Annotated in this window: 9 protein-coding genes; 3 read left to right on the top strand and 6 right to left on the bottom strand. The window is 42.2% G+C overall.

Annotation, left to right across the window (positions count from 1 at the left end; translation table 11 throughout):
* Window position 1 precedes the first annotated feature (1 nt).
* Both BQ7997_RS12295 and BQ7997_RS12290 read left to right on the top strand, forming a co-directional pair.
* Entirely contained in the window at window positions 2-1,930 is a 1,929-nt protein-coding gene (locus tag BQ7997_RS12295; RefSeq protein ID WP_044654233.1) for a RagB/SusD family nutrient uptake outer membrane protein, read from the top strand.
* 35 nt (window positions 1,931-1,965) lie between these two features.
* The gene (locus BQ7997_RS12290) at window positions 1,966-3,519 is read left to right on the top strand and encodes a LamG domain-containing protein (RefSeq protein ID WP_044654232.1); all 1,554 of its coding nucleotides are present in this window, start codon (window positions 1,966-1,968) and stop codon (window positions 3,517-3,519) included.
* Between the two features lie 120 nt (window positions 3,520-3,639).
* Here the strand turns inward: BQ7997_RS12290 and BQ7997_RS25620 are convergent, their stop codons facing one another.
* From BQ7997_RS25620 to BQ7997_RS12255, 6 genes are all read right to left on the bottom strand, one after another.
* Window positions 3,640-3,906, bottom strand: coding sequence for a hypothetical protein (locus tag BQ7997_RS25620; protein ID WP_073346729.1), 267 nt, complete (start codon window positions 3,904-3,906; stop codon window positions 3,640-3,642).
* A gap of 576 nt (window positions 3,907-4,482) precedes the next feature.
* Entirely contained in the window at window positions 4,483-6,039 is a 1,557-nt protein-coding gene (locus BQ7997_RS12275) for a sulfatase (RefSeq protein WP_073346727.1), read from the bottom strand.
* A gap of 59 nt (window positions 6,040-6,098) precedes the next feature.
* Window positions 6,099-7,487 (bottom strand): alpha-L-fucosidase, encoded by a 1,389-nt coding sequence (locus tag BQ7997_RS12270; RefSeq protein ID WP_073346726.1) that lies wholly within the window; start codon window positions 7,485-7,487, stop codon window positions 6,099-6,101.
* Between the two features lie 37 nt (window positions 7,488-7,524).
* Window positions 7,525-8,967, bottom strand: coding sequence for a sulfatase family protein (locus BQ7997_RS12265; RefSeq protein WP_083589224.1), 1,443 nt, complete (start codon window positions 8,965-8,967; stop codon window positions 7,525-7,527).
* A gap of 149 nt (window positions 8,968-9,116) precedes the next feature.
* Window positions 9,117-11,165, bottom strand: coding sequence for a RagB/SusD family nutrient uptake outer membrane protein (locus BQ7997_RS12260; protein ID WP_044655102.1), 2,049 nt, complete (start codon window positions 11,163-11,165; stop codon window positions 9,117-9,119).
* A gap of 15 nt (window positions 11,166-11,180) precedes the next feature.
* Window positions 11,181-14,351: a SusC/RagA family TonB-linked outer membrane protein gene (locus BQ7997_RS12255; protein WP_073347386.1), complete on the bottom strand. Its 3,171-nt coding sequence runs from the start codon at window positions 14,349-14,351 to the stop codon at window positions 11,181-11,183.
* A gap of 186 nt (window positions 14,352-14,537) precedes the next feature.
* Between BQ7997_RS12255 and BQ7997_RS12250 the strand changes: the two genes are divergently transcribed.
* A complete protein-coding gene (locus tag BQ7997_RS12250; protein WP_073347385.1) occupies window positions 14,538-18,638 on the top strand; it encodes a hybrid sensor histidine kinase/response regulator transcription factor in 4,101 nt (1,366 codons plus the stop codon).
* Window positions 18,639-18,707: the final 69 nt, after the last annotated feature.

Below are 18,707 nucleotides of genomic sequence, written 5' to 3'. Positions count from 1 at the left end.
CATGAAACAGTTATATAGATTTTCAGTAATCGCTTTATCACTCCTGGCGTTGTCTTTCACCTCGTGCAGCGATTATCTCGACCGGGATGATGACGACAACATTACGGAAGCGGATGTATTTGCCCGTTACGAGAAAGTGAACGGATTGGTATCGGATGTGTATGCCAATGCAAAGAAGGCCGACCGTCCGCTGGTGTTTTTCGAACACTTCAGCAACAGTGCTATCACAGACGAGTGTGAAGGTACAAATGTAGAAGGGAATATTACGAATAACTTCAATAACGGTGCCTGGAATCCGAACTCCCTTCCGGGTAGCTGTGGTCAGTATTGGGAAAGCCTGTATGAAGGAATCCGTAAGACGAATCTGATTATAGAAAATGTACAGAAATATAATACGCCCGATAATCCCCAACAGGACGGTGACTTGCGCAATCGTATCGGAGAAATGTATTTTATGCGCGGTTACTTCCATATGCTGCTGTTGCGTATGTACGGGGAAGCTCCGTATATTGACTATGTAGTTCGTGCTGGAGATAATATGGATTTCAAGAAAGAATCGGCTCATGCAATGGTGGAAAAGATTGTTGCGGACGCGCAGACTGCGTATGGTATGGTGCCTAATAAATATGTGAAGACTTCTGAAAACTTCGGGCGTGTGGATAAGGGGGCTTGCCTGGGATTGATTTCCTTTGTCCGCTGGATAGCGGCAACTCCGTTGTGGAATGGGGCTTCCCAATATGGTTACAATTTGCGCCGTGTGTTCGAGAATGAATATACGTATGACATCAACCGGTGGAGAAGGGCAAAGGAAGCGGCTAAGGCTGTACTGGATTTTGAAGTTGGAGGCACAAAGCGTTATTCTCTTTATATGAAACATGACGCAAACGATTTCAAGGATCCGGCGGACGGCAACTTGAATGATAGCCGTGTGTATGCCCGCCTGTGGGATATGTTCTATGATATGGATGCGTTTGCCAATGAGTATGTGTTCTTTATGACGAAGAGCAAGGATCAGGCTTGGCAGGGCGATATTTATCCGCCAAGCCGCGAAGGAAGTTCCCGTCAGCAGCCTGTGCAGGAACAGGTGGACGAGTATGAATATATCGTAGGTGATTACGGTTATCCTGTATATTCGGCGGAAGCGCGCAAAGGCGGTTATGATGATGCAAATCCGTATGTGAAAGGAACTCGTGACCCGCGTTTCTATCGGGATATTATCTATCACGGTGCTCCTTACCGTAACAATAAGAATGAATCGAAAACACTGAATACTGCCAGTGGTTCTGATAAGATCGGAGCAACTAATGCTACTACTACCGGATATTACTTGCGTAAATTCCAACAGGAGTCCTGGAACAAATCCGGTAACTTCAGCATCAATGCGCCTGCTATCTGGCGTCTGCCTGAGTTTATCTATATTTATGCAGAGGCTTGCAATGAATTGGGAGAGGATTTGGATGGGGCTTATAAACTGGTAAATACCGTCCGCGAACGTTCGTTCATGAAACCGATGCCGCCGGAAGTTAAGACCAATCAGCAGTTGATGCGCGAATATATTCAACGCGAACGTCGTGTGGAACTCTTCTATGAGGGGAAACGTCCTTGGACTTGCCGCTTGTATCTGGAACCGACGAGTAAGGAAGAACTGGCAAAAGAGAGTCTTTGGAAATCCAGCGGAAGTGATAACTCAAAGCGTACGCAGAAGTACTGGGCGGCTAATAATGGAGCATTACCCCGTTGCCAGAGAATGGTTAACGGTATGCGTCCGGTACAGGATGAGAACGGTGCTATAACGGTGGATGGCGTGAAATACAGAATGGAACGTTTCTGTGTGGAAGAACGTACGTTCTCCATTCAGCATTATCTGTTCCCGATTCGCCGGAGTGAATTGCAGAAGACACCGTCTATTGAACAAAATCCCGGATGGTAAGTCGATAGAATGTATAACTTTAAAAAGAAAATCAGATGAAACGAATCTATACATATATGGGGCTGTTGCTCTTGTCGGTATTGTCATTCACTCTAATTAGTTGTGACGACGATGATGATAATGAGGGCGCAAAAGACCTGATTGAAGTGATAGTGAACAAACCGGTGGTACGTATCGGGCAGAACGAAGAGGTTAAGGTGAATATCGTGGTAGGAAACGGAAACTATTCAGTGAAAAGTTTTAATACTGCTATTGCGACGGCTTCCGTTTCCGGTGAACAGATTACTATAAAGAGTGGCTCTCAGAATGGAGCCACTACCGTGGAAGTAATAGATGGTGAGGGAGTGGTGGCCGATATTTCTGTGAATGTGGGAGTTTTTGAACTGGAAGTGAATGAACCGCAGGTTACATTGGAAGTGGGGGATGAAAAGCAGTTGATTGTCAGCATGGGAAACTTCTCCAGTAATGATGAACTTTCTTTTTTTGTTGAAGACGAAACTGTGGTCAGGATGATTAATACAGATGTGTTCCGTCCTTTCTATACGTTAACAGGATTGAAGAATGGGCATACGACAGTGACTTTCACTGACCATAAGGGAAAGCAAGCCACGGTTCAAGTAACAGTGAATCCTATTTCCATTGATGTTTCCAATCTGACTCCGAGAGTCGGTGTGAATAATAAAATGATGGTTACCGTAGAAAAGGGGAATGGCGGTTATACCCTGACAGCCGAAGATAATTCGATTGTGGATATACAGCAGGTAGACGATACCCGTTTCAACTTGATTGGTAAGAAGGCCGGAGTGACTACGGTATATGTGAGAGACCAGGCGGAACAAGAATTGCCTTTGACCGTAACTGTTGTATTGGCGGATAAGGTAGTTAATTTGGGCACCAGCAACTATTTCAAAGTACCGTTTACTTATAATGGTGTGGCGGACGAGTCATTGAAGAGTCTGAATACGATTACATTTGAGGCTCGTTTCAATATCGAATCCTTGAATGGAAGTGGGGATGCGCAGATTAATACAGTGATGGGGATAGAGAAGAAATTTCTATTGCGTGTAGATGTTCATAAGAATGGTAATAATAACGAGGAACGCTTCTTGCAACTGTCAGCAGATGATAAGGGAGGTATCCGTTATGAAGGCTTGACAAGAATAGAAACAAACCGATGGTATGATGTCGCTGTGGTATTGGATGACAGCAAGAGTGGAAGTGACCGGATTGCATTGTATGTGAACGGTAAGAAAGAAACTCTGCAACTCTCGAATGGTGAACCTGATAAATTGAAAGAGGTGGATTTGACTTCCAACTTCTTTATCGGCCAGTCTGATGGTAAGCGCCGTTTGAATGGCGCAATCAGTTACGCCCGTATATGGACTACTGCTTTATCAGATGAACAGATTACTGTGCAAAGTGGTAAGATTCTGAATGAGGATAAGGACGGACTGATTGCCAACTGGCTGTTTAACAACGGAAACGGTAATACTAAAACATTTGTTTCTTTGGCTGAGAAGAGCTTTGAAGCGGAAGCTGCAAATGTGGTTTCTACTTGGAAAGCAGACCCGATACTGACTGTGGAATAAGAACGGATAAGTACACTACAAAAAAAGCCATCCCCGGAATAGACGAAGTAGGGATGGCTTTTTTGTTGTAGTGTGCTTACTATTATTCGGCAGACTATGTCCTGCTTGTTGTTGGCAAGGTCATTCCTTGACAGGCTCAGCCGGTTTGTCTTTGGATGCAGTGTCATTGACAACTGTATCATTGACAAAAGTGGTTGGTGCACTCAGTTCCGTTTTCACAGGTTCGTCTTTGGTTACAGTATCTTTCACTACTGTATCGTTAACGATAAGTGCGGCATTAACTCCTGTCTGGGCTGTCACAGCTTCTGAGGGGTTCTGAGCCTTGACAAGGAATGAACCACCACAAACAAACATAAACATTGCTACTACTAATACTAATTTTTTCATAATCGTTTGCTTTAATGATAATTAGACATATGTTTTCAATTCTCTACTTTTTATGTTAAGGAATTGGTTGTTGCTATTACGGTAACGTCTAATTAAAGGTCAAAGTACGTGCCAAAGAATGTGAGAAGATTGTAAATGGTTGATAAATAGGGATATAGCGGCGATGTTGGATAATGAGTGTATGTGGAAAGCAATGGGGAATGTGTGGAAAGTGTGGCGGGGAGGGGGGGAAAAAAACAAACTTCCCCCCCCACCTTTTTTTTTGAGCAATTTTTTTTTAAATGGGCTAATTTATTTTTTTCCGCCCCGGGGAGGGCTTTTCGGGTTTTTTTTTGGTTGGGCGCTGTGGGGGTTCTTTTCTTAGGGAGTTTTTTTTATGACCTGTGTGGTTGTTGGGGGATGGGTACAAGGGGGGGGGGAGTGATGTTTGTCTTTTAACCAAATATGGTGGTGAAAAAGAGAGGGGAGTGTATGGGAAAAGAAAGGGGGAAGGTGTGGAAAGTGGGGGGGAAGGTGTGAAAAAAACCCACACTTCCCGCCACACTTTATGTTTAGAGCATTCTTCTATAGAGTGAGCTAATTGATTTCATCCGGCCACGGGCAGGGCTTTCCGGTTGTTTTGACGGTTGGACGCTGTGCGTCTACTTTCCTCAGGTAGTTACCTAGTTCTTTAGATAGTTTTCTTACAATGTCCGGATGTTGTGTACTGAGGTCATTGCTTTCACCTATATCATTCGGGATATTGAATAATTCTTTTTTCCCGCTGCCATAATAGTAAATCAATTTCCAGTCTCCGTTGCGGACTGCACAGTTGAAGTTAATGCCCGGCCCGTCATTTCCCCAATTGTTGGGCATATTCCAAAAAAGACTGCGTCCTTTGGATGGATTACCCGTTTGCTTCAATAGAGGGATAAAGCTGACTCCGTCTATCGGCTGAACCGTTTTATATTTCCTGACTCCTGCCATTTCGAGAATAGTGGGGTAGAAGTCTTCAATCAGTAAGTAGTTGTCGCATTTACTGCCCGGAGCTACTACTCCCGGCCAACTGACTATCATCGGTTCGCGGATACCACCTTCGTAAGTAGAACCTTTCCCGCTGTTTAACGGGTGATTTTGTGTGTGCAACTTTCCGTCGCGCCAATAGGATTCGGAAGCAAGCCCCCCGTTATCACTCATAAAGATGATAATGGTGTTGTCGGCTTCTCCGTTCTTTTCCAACCAGTCCATCAAATCGCCCAGGCTCTTGTCCATTCCTTCGATAAGAGTGGCATAGGCGGCTTCATGGTCGGTCATGCCTTTTTTCTTGTACTTCTCATAGAAACGCATATCTTTATTCAAAGGAATATGGATAGCATATTGTGACATATACAGATAGAAAGGCTGATTATACTTTTTTGCTTTATCCAATGCTTTGATAGCTTCCAGGGTCAACGCTTCCGTTACAAATGTCTCTGTTCCCCAATATTTCTCTAATCCGGGAACAGCCATCAATGACACAGGTTTCCCATCCTTGGTATGCCCGTAATTCTCTTCTCCCAGATAGCTGGCAAGTCCGCCGGCTGCGTGTCCGGCTATGTTTACCTCGAATCCCCAGTGGTGCGGGTCTTCTCCCGGAGTATCAATGGAACCGAAATGGGCTTTTCCACAATGGATGGTATGATAACCGCTGTTCTTCAGCAGTTCTACGAAAGAAGTCCCTACAAAAGTATTATTAGTGCCGGGCACTTGGCTGACACCGTTATAATTCCAGTCGGGCACAGCCAGCAGACTGTCCTTGCGGTCTGTCATCGTATTCTTTTGCAGTGTCCAGTTGGTAACACGGTGGCGTGCGGCATTTGTTCCGGTGATGAGGCTGCATCGGGTAGGAGAACTGATACTGCTGGCATACGCTTGGGTGAACATCATTCCTTGGCGTGCCAGCCGTTCCATGTTCGGAGTCTCGTACAGCTCGTTGTAATGCGTTTTTTGTGTCCAAAAAGGAAGTGAAGTGTCCTGCCATCCCATATCATCCACCATAAAGAGGATGATGTTCGGGCGTTTGTCCGTACGTTCTGTTTGTACATTGCTTTGTGCTTGCAGGCTGGTTGCTGCGAGGGGCACAAGTGCGAGGGGGAATAGTTTCTTTTTATTCATGGGGGAATTATTAAATTTTATCTTTATGTATTCTTGACTGTTCAGTTCTCGGAATTTGTTTATTTAGCGGAATAAATACTAAAATTGATGATGTCCGGTAATGCGATAGACTTGAGAATGGTAAGTCTTAGTTCGGTTGTTTCTATCGGTTCAAACTTCTCGATACGTTTGTGTCCAACGGATTCTCCTGAGCCGACAGGTTTCCATTTTCCATTTATTCTTGCTTCTATCTTATACTGGCGGATACGTTCTCCATTTTTTATATTTTCTTGGATGATACAGTAACTTACGGTTTGTTTCTTTCCGAGATTTAGAGTCAGGATCTTTTTTTGTCCTGACGTTTGCGCAATGGGCGAGGAAAAACGGCGGTCTATTTCTTCTCCCATCTCTTTCAGTCGTTGTACGTCTCCGGCAGGGATAAGCCCGGTGGGGTCGGGGGTTAATCCGAGGATAAGGGTAGCATTTCGTCCTACGGATTTTTCATATTTATCCATCAGGACGTCCAACGGATAAATATTATTCTCGTCATCCGGTTCCCAAAACCATTCATGACGTCCATTCGCTCCCCTTAATGGCGTGTCCGCCATAGCGGGCACCCAGTACTTTCCATCTTTGTCACCGTGTTTCAACAGTTCTAATTGGTCGATGTTGCTTTCTATGCGTTTATGGTGTGAACAGGGAACTGGAAAAGTAGACCAGCAGGGGTATTCTACCATACCCGTTTCCGAGCCTCCCCAACGGAAATCGGCACGGTCGATATTATGATAGAAAAGACATTCCGGCTGATATTTATTCACGATTGGTTCTACATCGGGACCGTCGCCACGCGGGTCATCGGCTCCACCGTCAAACCATATCATATAGAGGTCGCCATAACGTGTGCAAAGCTCTGTTACCATTTTCTCACAAAGGCGTTTGTACCATGTCTGACGGTTCCGGGCAAATTCCCCCTCACCTTCAGCCTTGAAGTTGTGTATTCCCAATAGGGAATTCCAGCGGATACCTACGTAAATGCCTGGTTGAATGCCATATCTACGACAGGAATTGACGAAATCACGGACTATATCCCCTTTTCCGTCTCTCCACTTGACAGCTTTCAGGCAGTACGGATTGACATCGCTTTGCCAAAGCCCGAATCCGGTTTCATGGGTGGCTGTCAGTACGGCAAACTTGCATCCGGCTGCTTTGGCGGCTTGTACCCATTGATCGGTATCTAATTCTTTCGGATTGAATATGTTATAGTCCTCAATAGGATTGATACGGTTGTTGCCTTGGCCATAGCGGATACCATCAAAGACATGCAAATCATAATGAAATACGGCTCCCAATTCGGCTTCGTGCCATTTTAGCTGGTGAGGTTTGGGAGTGGGGATTATTTTCTCCTGTTTTTGGGCAAAACAGTCAATTGTACAAAAGAGTAAGAGGTAAATAAGATATTGTTTCTGCATGGTTTAATTTGTTATGGGGGTAAGATAATAAGATTATTTAGAGGTCTATGTAATTAGCGAATGAATCATTGGTCTGGATAAGCCAAGCCTTCAGCTTTTTATTGAGTTGCCGGACTAATTGGGGGGATTGTCCGGCGATATTATTCATTTGATAAAGGTCTTTTGTGCGATCATAAAGAATAGTTTCGTCTATGACACCATTACTAGCATGAACTACAAATGTATGAGTTGCCGTGCGTAACCCGCGATAGCCGGTGGAATGATTATTATATTGTATATAATAATATGGTTGTACAATCTCTCTCTTACTTTTGCAGAGAATCTCACGAGATAAATCGAACGTTTGTACTGTTTCGGGAATCTTTTTTTGGAATCCCATCATAGATAAAAGAGAAGGGTATAGGTCGGCAAAAGCAATCATTAAATGATCATCTCTGCGTGGTTCTATCTTCTTAGGCCAGGATATGATCATCGGAATTCGCATGGATTCTTCAAAAAAGATATCCTTTCCCGCATTGTTATGGGCACCCATGCAGATACCATGATCGGAAGTGAATACCACAATTGTATTGTTGAAGAATCCGTTGTTCTTGAGAGCTTCTATGATACGTCCCACATGTTCGTCCACTCCTGTGATACAGGCGTAGTAATTGCGTATGTTATTTCTGAAATAGTCGCCCATTTCAGTGCCTTTGGGCGGTATATCCGGGCGGTTTGCACAAAGTGTTTCTACATCAAGGTCTTTATACATATCCTTGTATTTGTCGGGCACTAATTCGTAACCTGTATGCGGAGGGTTCATTGAAACGACTAAAGCAAAAGGCTGTTTGCTCTCTTTTTGTTTTTGAATATATTCGATGGCTCTATCTGCTTCATAAGCAGGCCCCCACTGGTTGACATAGTAAAAACTGTCTCTTGGAGTAGTCGTATTCCAGTACATCGGTTTCAGGTGGTTGTCGTATGTTCCGTAAGCTATCCAATGTTCAAAGCCATGGCGGCGTTCGGGAGAACACCATTCGTTCCACGCTACTTTCCCTTGATTGTTATAGGTATTGACATAAGGTTTGTAAGGGGAATCCAAATGCCATTTGCCGATATATCCGGTACGATAATTCATGTTTTTCAATACATCGCTCCAGCAATAGACGTCTTGTGGAAGTTCCACTCCATAAGGTGCAGTTTGTGAATTACAGTTACTTGTAACTTTGTTGTGTGGTGGATACAGGCCTGACATTAACATGGCTCGTGCAGGAGATGAAACCGGATAACTGCTGATTGCATTAGTAAATAGAATACCTTTGGAAGCTAGATTATCCAGACAAGGAGTTTTCACCGGCTCTTTACCAATACAGCCGAGAGCGTCACCCCGATATTGGTCAGCCATGATGAAAAGAAGATTAGGAGATGGCTGGGCAATAACAGACAGCGACGAAAATATAGTTCCGCTGACAAATTCCAGAAAGTAAATTATCTTTTGCATGGTGACGTTTATAATGGGTAAAGATACATATATTATTTCATGTATTGTAATAGGGAGGTAAAGTTATTTTTGTGAAAGACAACTTTTCCTCCCTGATACTGATGCAAAACTCGGTACTCTTTGCTATTGGCTGAGAACCGACTTGGTTTCTAATCGCCTACAGGCAATGTACCGTCATTCTTGCTCCATCCCGGATTTTGATAGATACTGGAACTGTCAAAGTCACCAGAACCGGCTGTTGCGGTCGTTAAGCGGAATTCCCGGTTACTTATTGGGTATAAGTATTTGGCGGTATTCCAATTAAGCCCGTCAAATCCTATATTTGCTTTATTTTTACGGTAGGGTAATAAATATTTTCCTTCTGCGTATGGGTCATTGCGTGATGAAACGTTGGCTGTTTCTTCCGTAGTTCCATATTCTGTCAATGTCATTTTCGCAAGTGTGGAAGCAGCATCTTCGGGTTGAGGATTTGTGTACAGCAGGTAAATGCTTTCCCAGAAATTACATCCCTGAATATGTATATTCTTTACTTGGTCAAGAGCTCTCCAACGTTTTAAGTCATTCATACGATGTCCTTCGGCCGCCAATTCTATCCGACGTTCACGACGGATATTGTATAATGTAGTATTCACTTGGGTTCCGGTAGAATAACTTCCCCAATCATTCTTTTCTTTTTCCATGATTGTATTATCAATTGTATTCTGATAGTCTGTATCTACACCGGCACGAGTACGGAGAGCTTTCCAATAAGTGTCACAGTTACCCTGTAAATTGCCATGTAATTCGTAGTATGCCTCCAGATAATTCAGATAAGCTTCTGCTGCGCGGAATATAGGACATCCGGTGTAAGACTCTTTAGTGGTCTGCATGCTACCGGAAGTATTTAATCCTTTGCGAAGACAGTAACCAGTAGCATTGCTGTTTTCAACCTGTCCTTCGAAAATCGGAGCCCGATAGAAATAACCTTTACCGTCATTTTTTATGTACTCTATCAAGTTGGGACCGTCAGATAAGAGATCTCCGGTTTTAAGGATGGTTTGCTCCATGCGGGGATCTCTGTTGGTGAATAGATCCTCATAAGAACCGTCACCTTGATAGTCGGAGTTGTCGGCATAAATCGGCAAACCGTTTTTCATCAGGTAGGAATCCACCATTGAGCGTGTGAAAGCAACATTTCCGCCACCGTTACGCTGTAGGTAACTTACTACAAAATGATAGGAAGTTGCTTCAGAATTCAAACTATATTTGCGCCATAACAAAACTTCATTCATACCACTCAAATCTACTGAGTTGAACATTGCAGAATAATCGTTGTTTAATATAGGATGAGCTTTGGCCACGATGTCGGCAGCTTCGACAGCTTGCTCCAGAAAGTATCTGATTTCGGAATCAATGTTGACATTGAAGTCTTTCAGATAATCCATAGTAGCGCCGGGCCAGCCGGGACCACCGGGAACAAATGCAGTACCTTTATGATATTTTTCCCAGGTGCCTTCAAATAAGGCTACGCGGCTTTTTACCAAGGCTGCACAATCCCGATTCAGACGGTTGGTTACAGGAGCGGTGGGTAACATATAGTTGTAGGCATTATCCAGATCAGAAAGAATGAAACGGGCTACCTCGTTACGTGGACGGCGTTTGGATGCTTCGCGTATAACATCATAATCGTCGGACACCACTTCTTTTATAATAGGGAAATCTCCTAGATTTCGCAGTGCCATAAAATAAATATAGGCGCGGAAAAAGTAGACTTCACCGATATAATGTTTGATATTTGCATCATTACCCGTGATTTCTCCATTCTCAAAACGTTGGGGGACACTCTGCAGGAAATAATTGGTTGCACGAATTTTTCGGAAGTATTTATACCAAAGATTTTCGTCACCAACATAGGATTGTCCTTTTACAAGCAATTTGTTGGGGGTATCGGCTGTTTGGTTGTCAGTCCCATTGTCATCATCAAAGAGTCCCATGTTATAACTGCCTGAACCATGTGACGGGAGAATATTTCCATATTCGTCATTATTTTCATTTTCGCTGTCATTATAGAATTTCGCGGCATAAGCGGCTAGGTCTGATTCAGAATAAAGATAGACTGTTGTACTTACACTTGTAATTGGTTCACAGTCCAGATAGTCGTTACATGAGGCAAATATGCCTGATGCGACCATGAATGTATATAATAATATCTTTTTCATATGCGTTCTGATTGTTTAGAAAGTTGCATTAATACCAAATGAAATTGTGCTTTGGAGCGGGTATGTCTTACCGGAAAATTCATCTCCATAGACAGAATAAGTTGTTTCCGGATCAAATCCTCCTGGCAAACTGCTGATGGTCAATACATTTTCTGCACTGACAAATACACGTAGGTTCTGCATACATAGTTTGTTGATAATCTGCTTAGGCAATGTATATCCTATTTGAATATTTTTAAGGCGTGCATAGGCACCATTTTGCAAGTAGCGGGTCTGTACTTTTTGGTTCATATCTTTGCCCATGTAAATTCTGGGGAAATAGGCATCTGTATTGGGGCCAAATACAGAATTTGTATTTTCCGGACGATAATAATCCAAATGTTCTTTGAAACCTGTTGATTGCCATTCACCACCGGAAAGTCCCCAAAACATAGCTCCTGTCAAAGCTAGGTCCCGTTTGGCCACTCCCTGCCAGAACATACTGAAATCTAAACCTTTCCATTCTAGCCCCAAATTGATTCCGAAACGGAAGCGTGGAGTGGAGTTGCCGATAATTTTGCGGTCTCCCGGATCATCTACGGTATTGGCTCCTTCATTGATTACGTTATCATTATTCAAGTCGGTATACATAATGTCACCTTCACCCCAGCCTGAACCCCAGGAAGGATTGTTCTTGGCTGTCCATTCATCCATTTCTGCTTGGCTTTTGGCAATGCCATGAGTTACATATCCCCAGATTTCTCCCAGTTCCTGCCCTTCATAATAGGTTTTGATTGATTTGTCCGCATTGGGATATTTGTCTACGAAAGAACGTGAGTCGGCAATATTGAATCCTACGTTGTAGTTGACTTGCCCTATTTGGTCGCGCCATGCTACAGCCAGTTCCCAACCTTTTGTGCGGAGATTGGTATTGTTGGTTTGTGGCATACCTGTTCCATAGATACCTGCTATTTCAGATGCGGGACCTACCATGTCAAGTGTTTTACGGACAAAGTAATCGAAGTTGACTGTAAGACGGTTGCGCAGCATACCCAAGTCGAAACCGACGTTCAGTGATTTAACGGTCTCCCAAGTCAGAGAACTGCTGATTGTTCCAGGAACATTGGCGACAGATGGTTTGGAATCTCCCATTAACCAGCTTCCACCGTTAGCTTTGACGGTCTGTAGTAAGTACATCGGATAATATGATTTAGTGTTTTGATTTCCTAATGTACCCCAAGAGAAACGTGGCTTTAATTGGTTAATGATATCTTTGTTTACAGAAAAGAACTCTTCAGCGGCTATATTCCAGCCTAAAGAGAAAGAACCGAACACTCCCCAGCGGTCTTTGCGCAGGAAGCGTGAAGAACCGTCATAGCGTAAGTTTGCCGCAAAGAAATATTTGTTAGAGTAATCGTAATTGATACGACCAAAGAAACCTGCTGTCGCCCATGAATACGCACTTGCTTCATTGATAACATCCTCTCCGGTAGCAGAACCGATTTCCGGAACATTTTCCGATATCAAGTCCATACGTTTGACTGATAAATAGCGATTGTTGTATTTTTCAGTATTGACACCGACCATGAGTTTAAACATATGTTGGTCAATGGAGAAAGAATAATCAGAATATAAACTGGTAGTCAGATGATTGGCTTTTGTCCAATGCTGCATGGCGCCGGTTTGTCCCGCAGTGTAATTTGAACCATATGAAAGTAACAGCGGTTCATTCTCTACATTATATTCATAAACTTTGTTCAAATTTTGTCTCTTTAGTTGGCTGATAAGGCGTAAACCTGCATTTGCATAAATATTCCAACCTTTCATCGGGTGAAATACTAATTGGCCTTGCAGATATACATTATCATTGCTAGTTTTCGAACGGCTGCCATTTGTCAATTGTGCTAATTTGCCGTTACGCATATAGTGTCCGTTCGGGTCTTCAAATGGCATGGTAGGCCACATGCGTACAATATCATGATAAAGCAAACCGTCCAAATCGGTATAGAATGGATTATCGAGGTCGGTATGTACATATTTGGTGTTAACCTCAATATCCAGCCATTTGTACGGTTGTGCATTGAATTTGGCGTTTGTAGAAATGCGGTCATATGTATCTTCACCAAAACGTAAATTTCCGTCTTGATTTAAATAATTGGCAGAAACATAATATTGGCTTTTGTCAGTACCGCCACTTATATTCAGATTGTGTTCATGTGCCCATGACCATTTATATTGTTTTTTGTACCAGTTTACATTGTCATTGGCTTTTTCATGGAATTGCCAGTTGCCGTTAGAATTGGCAACAGTGCTGGTGCTGATTTCTCCGTTCATATATTTTTGGATACGATCCATGGTGTCTGCGTCAAAAATGGGATTGGGGGAGCCGGAGTTTGCATTACCTTCATTGAAATAATTGGCAAACTGCCATGAATTCATTAAGTCGGGCAGGTGGTTGGGACCATAGTAGCGGGCATTTCCCGAATAAGTGACGTTGATTTTTCCTGCTTTTCCTTTTTTGGTTGTAATTAGGATTACGCCAAAGGCGGCACGGGAACCATAAATGGAACTTGATGCGGCATCTTTCAAAACAGAAATAGATTCTACATCGTCTGGGTTAAGATTGTTCATATTTCCCTCAATTCCGTCGATTAACACTAAAGTTGCTGCATTGGAACCTTGTGATATGGTACCAGTGCCACGAATGTTGATATCTAGTGTTTGTCCTAATTCACCACCCCGATTTCCGACAGACAGATTTAGACCGGGAACTGTACCTTGCAGAGATTGTCCTAAGTTGGTTACCGGACGTGAATCCAGCATTTTAGTATCTACGGTTGCTACGGCATCGGTCAGGTTGGCTTTTCTCTGGGTACCAAATCCTACTACAACCACTTCGTCCAATGTCTGGGTGTCTTCATCCAAGGAAATAGAATATTGTTTTTCAGAAGTGATTTTAATCTCTTTAGTTTGATAACCTATATAGGATATGACTAGCATATTTCCTATCTGAACATTAGTAAGAGTAAACTTACCATCGAAATCGGTAATCGTTCCATTGGTACTTCCTTTTACTATCACGCTGGCACCAATAATGGGCTCATTGAGCTTTTTGTCAGTGACCATACCTGTAATGTTGATTTGCTGTGCATACATGATATTAATGCTGAGCAACAACATGATGAGTAATGATTTAAGTCTTCTCATTGCATTTTGATTAAAGTTGAACATAAGGTTGTTATATTACAAATGCAAAAGTACGTGAATAAGAATTTTCAGGATATGCATATTCTTTTCATTGAGTATACATGTTTAATTCAAACATTATTTCTTTATAACTTTTTTTTGTGTATTCGGTTATAAATTGGTTTATTTGCATCAAAACAAAAAATGATGAAATACTTAAATCTAATTCTTTTTATTTTGATTGTAAGTAGTTGCCCGATAAATCTTGTGCATGCTTTTTTTGACAAAGACATTCGTTTACTGACGATGCAGGATGGTCTGGCTGATAATACAATAACTTCCATATATAAAGATGATGATGGATTTATGTGGTTCGGGACCAATGACGGGATAAGCCGTTATGATGGCAGGACTGTCAGAAATTTCAAACTGCAAGAAAGCTACATCCCGAATTCTGTTATTGTGCGCTTGTCTCATGATTATCTGGGGGTCGTTTCCAATGGTACTTTTCATGCTTACAACCGGAAGCGGGAAGCTTTTATTCCTGTATCTTCTGCTTCTAGGATGGAAAAAAATACCTTCAATCATGTATTACCTATTGATGAATCTTCTTTTTGGGGAGTAACCGGAAATAGATTGTTGTTATGTCGATGGAAGGATCAGGCAGAACCGGAAAGTAATACGGTTACTGTCCGTATTGAGTTGCAAAAAGAGTACGATTTGTTGCCAGAACAAAATGTTTTTTTTAGTGCTATTTGTTATGATGGGGAAAATAAGAACAGAATTTGGTTGACAACTAATAAAGGGGATTTGTTTTTATTCTGTACGGATACTTCGGAAATATGTGAAAAAGTCTCACTGGATAATGGAAAAGCATTGCAAATCACTTCTGTTTTGAGCAGGCAAGGGATTGTATGGGTTTCAACTTTGGCAAGAGGAATTATTCGTTATCATACATGTACGGGGCATATTGACCGTATTTCTTATGGTGGAACGGGAAAAGAAAATCTCCTTTCCCATACAGATGTTTATGAAACTATATATATCGGAAATAACCGTTATTTGGCAGCTACATGGAGTGGTTATACTTTACTGATGCCAGATGGAGAAAAAAAGGAGGAATTGACTTCAGAAGTATATAACTACACTTATACGCAAATTCATCGGAATCTTGAGACTAGGATGATTTCTGCCTTTTATGATCCGAATGGTGTTTTGTGGATTGGTACCAATGGCGGTGGAGTGATGTATTCGGACTTGAGATCCCAGTTTTATAACCGCTATTATCAGGACAGGCATAATGAAATATGTAGTGTGCTTATGGATGATGAGCGGCATATATGGTTGGCTACCTTTCATAAAGGGATAATGCGGAGTGATACACCGTATATTCAAAATGGAAAACTTTGTTTTTCGGCAATGAATGTTAAAAAGGAGAAGTCTGAAGAGACGATATTATGTGCGTCGAAAGATTCCGCTGGAAACCTTTGGTTTGGAAATAAGAATGGTATGCTGACTGTTTATAACACCCAATCCGGTAAGTTTATAAACCAGTCTTTGGTAATAGACGGGGCTGTCAACCAGTCTCCTGTATGGGCTTTGTATATGGATAAGAAAGAACGGCTTTGGATAGGTACGGAGCACGGACTCCTTTTATATGAACTGCAGACAGGGACTTGTGTGAGATTGCCCATAGAGCGTTGGCTGAATGAGAAAGGGGCCATTTGGGTACGTGCTCTTGCCCAAACAGAAGATGGAGCAATATGGTTAGGGACAAGTGAACAGGGAGTGTGCAGGATTTTAGAATCAGCTTCCGGTGATATGGCAGTTCGTAAAGGCTATGAGGAAAGTCTTAAGCTTGATTACTATTCGGTGCGTTCATTATTAGCGTCTTCAGATGGAAACTTATATATTGGCTATACTGATGGTTTTGCCATTCTTTCGCCTTCTCAAGATACAATCTGTGAATTTTATACAACTGCTGACGGATTGTGTAGTAATTTTGTCGGATGTATCGTGGAAGATGGTAAGGAGCATATCTGGTTAGGTAGTAATTCGGGAATATCACGTTATAGCCGCCATCAACATCTTTTTTACAACTATTATATAGCAGGGAGTAATCGTTCTGCGCTGTTCAGTTGTGGTACTTTGTTTTTTGGAAATAACCAAAGTCTGACTTATTTTGATCCAAATGAAATAGATACTTGGCCGAATAATGAGCGGGTCTTGATTACAGGTTTGGAAGTTGATAATCGCTCCGTTGAAATAGGAAAAGAGATAAATAATCAGATTGTGCTTGACAAAATGATTTCTTATACAGAACAGGTGATATTGAATAATGCTAACCGGGACATTGCTTTAATATTTAATAATTTGTCCTATTCCAACGAACAGCAGAAATATAACTATCGGCTTTTACCTTATCAGGAAAGTTGGTTGATATCTGATGATGGAGAAAAGGCGGTATATACCAATTTGGCGGCCGGAGATTATGTATTTGAAGTCAGGAGCATTTATCCGGACGGGCAGGCAGGTCCTGTGACTTCTTTGAAAATAGTAATTCTTCCTCATTGGAGTAACACTTTAATTTTTCGTGTTTTCATATTCTTGTTGGTGTCAGTTGGAATAATGTATTGCATACGGTTGATGAAAATGCGCCAAAAGCGTCTGGAACGTGAAATGCAGATGAAGCATGAACTACTGACCGTCAATATGGAACGTGAGAAAGAACACCAGATACGTATGGAACGTGAAAACTTTTTTACGGGAGTTGCTCATGAACTGCGCACTCCGCTAACTTTGATCCTTGCTCCATTGCAGGAATTGATAAAACAAGGTACTGTGTTGGATCCTTTCTATAAGAAGTTGCGGATCATGTACGAGAATGCCACTTCGTTACATACTTTGGTTGATCATTTGTTGTATGTGCAAAAAATAGATGCTGGGATGGTAAGACTTCGGGTATCGGAAGTAGATCTGGTACAATTGATAAAGAATGTATCGGAGTCATTCCGGCAAATGGCAGAAATCAGAGGTTTGCATTTTGAGGTAAACTTGCCAGACAGACAACTTCTGTTTTGGGTGGATGAGAGTAAAATATTTTCTGCTGTGCAGAATCTTCTTTCGAATGCTTTTAAATATACGCCGTCTTTGGGAGGTAGTGTCTTACTTTCTGTTTCTTATGTGGTAAAAGATGGAAACGGCTATTGTCAGATAGCTGTTTCGGACACGGGGGTGGGAATTTCGAAAGAACTGCAAAAACATGTTTTTGAGTCATTCATAACAGGAGAGAATATGCCGGAAGTTTCGACAAAAATAGGAATCGGATTACATATTGTGAAAAACACGATGGATTTGCACCATGGTCTGGTCACGTTGGAAAGTGTGCCGGGGGAAGGAAGCACATTTGTATTGTATATCCCTGAGGGGAAAGAGCATTTCTTAAAGGATACTTGTGAGTGGGTAGATTGTCAGCGGGAAGAAGTGGAACAATCGAGTGGCTTGAAAACTGAGTTGTTTCTGCAAGCTTCGGAAAATGAAATGCAGAATGTAGCGGCTAAAAAAAGCCTGTTAATCATTGAAGATAATGAAGATGTCCGCGAATACATTCGGAGCTTGTTTGTTTCCAAATATACGGTATATGAAGCTGGCAATGGTGAAGAAGGTGTACACATGGCGAAAGAAAAGCTTCCCGATTTGATTATTTCCGACGTGATGATGCCTGTAAAAGACGGTTTTACTTGTTGTGAGGAAATTCGTTCACAACAAGAGACAGCACATATTCCTATCTTGATGCTGACAGCAAAAGCAGAGGATGCGGACATCCTGCAAGGTTCGCGTAGCGGGGCGGATGATTATATGATGAAGCCTTTCAACCCTGAAATCCTGAAAGCGAAAGTTGATAACCTGATTTTGCAGCGTGAACAGTTGAAGAGGATTTATACCAAAGCCTTGATGCTGAAACAGAAATCGGAAGAAGGGGAACAGGAAGACGCTTTTCTGTTACAATTAATCCATGTCATAGAGGCGAATATTCCTAATGAGAACTTCAATGTCAAGATGTTGGCCGAACAACTGAATATGAGCCAGCCTACGCTATACCGTAAAGTAAAGCAGCGTAGTGACTTGTCTGTGATAGACATGATTCGGAGTATTCGCATCAGTAAGGCCGCTTCGTTGATTCTGGAAAACCGGTACTCGATTCAGGAGATTACGGAGATGGTCGGTTATTCGGATACCCGTACGCTTCGTAAGCATTTTACGGAACACTTCGGGGTGTCGCCTTCTAAATATATAGGAGAGAAATAAGCATGCTATATGCCATGCCTTGTGCCACCGCATTGGCACAACTGTGCCAGTCCGTTGGCATGAGCGTGC

Origin of the sequence: Bacteroides congonensis (genome assembly GCF_900130125.1) — a bacterium.
In the GTDB taxonomy this organism is placed as follows: domain Bacteria; phylum Bacteroidota; class Bacteroidia; order Bacteroidales; family Bacteroidaceae; genus Bacteroides; species Bacteroides congonensis.
The sequence above is the reverse complement of the archived record's forward strand: the minus strand, read 5'-3'. Positions and strand labels throughout refer to the sequence as shown.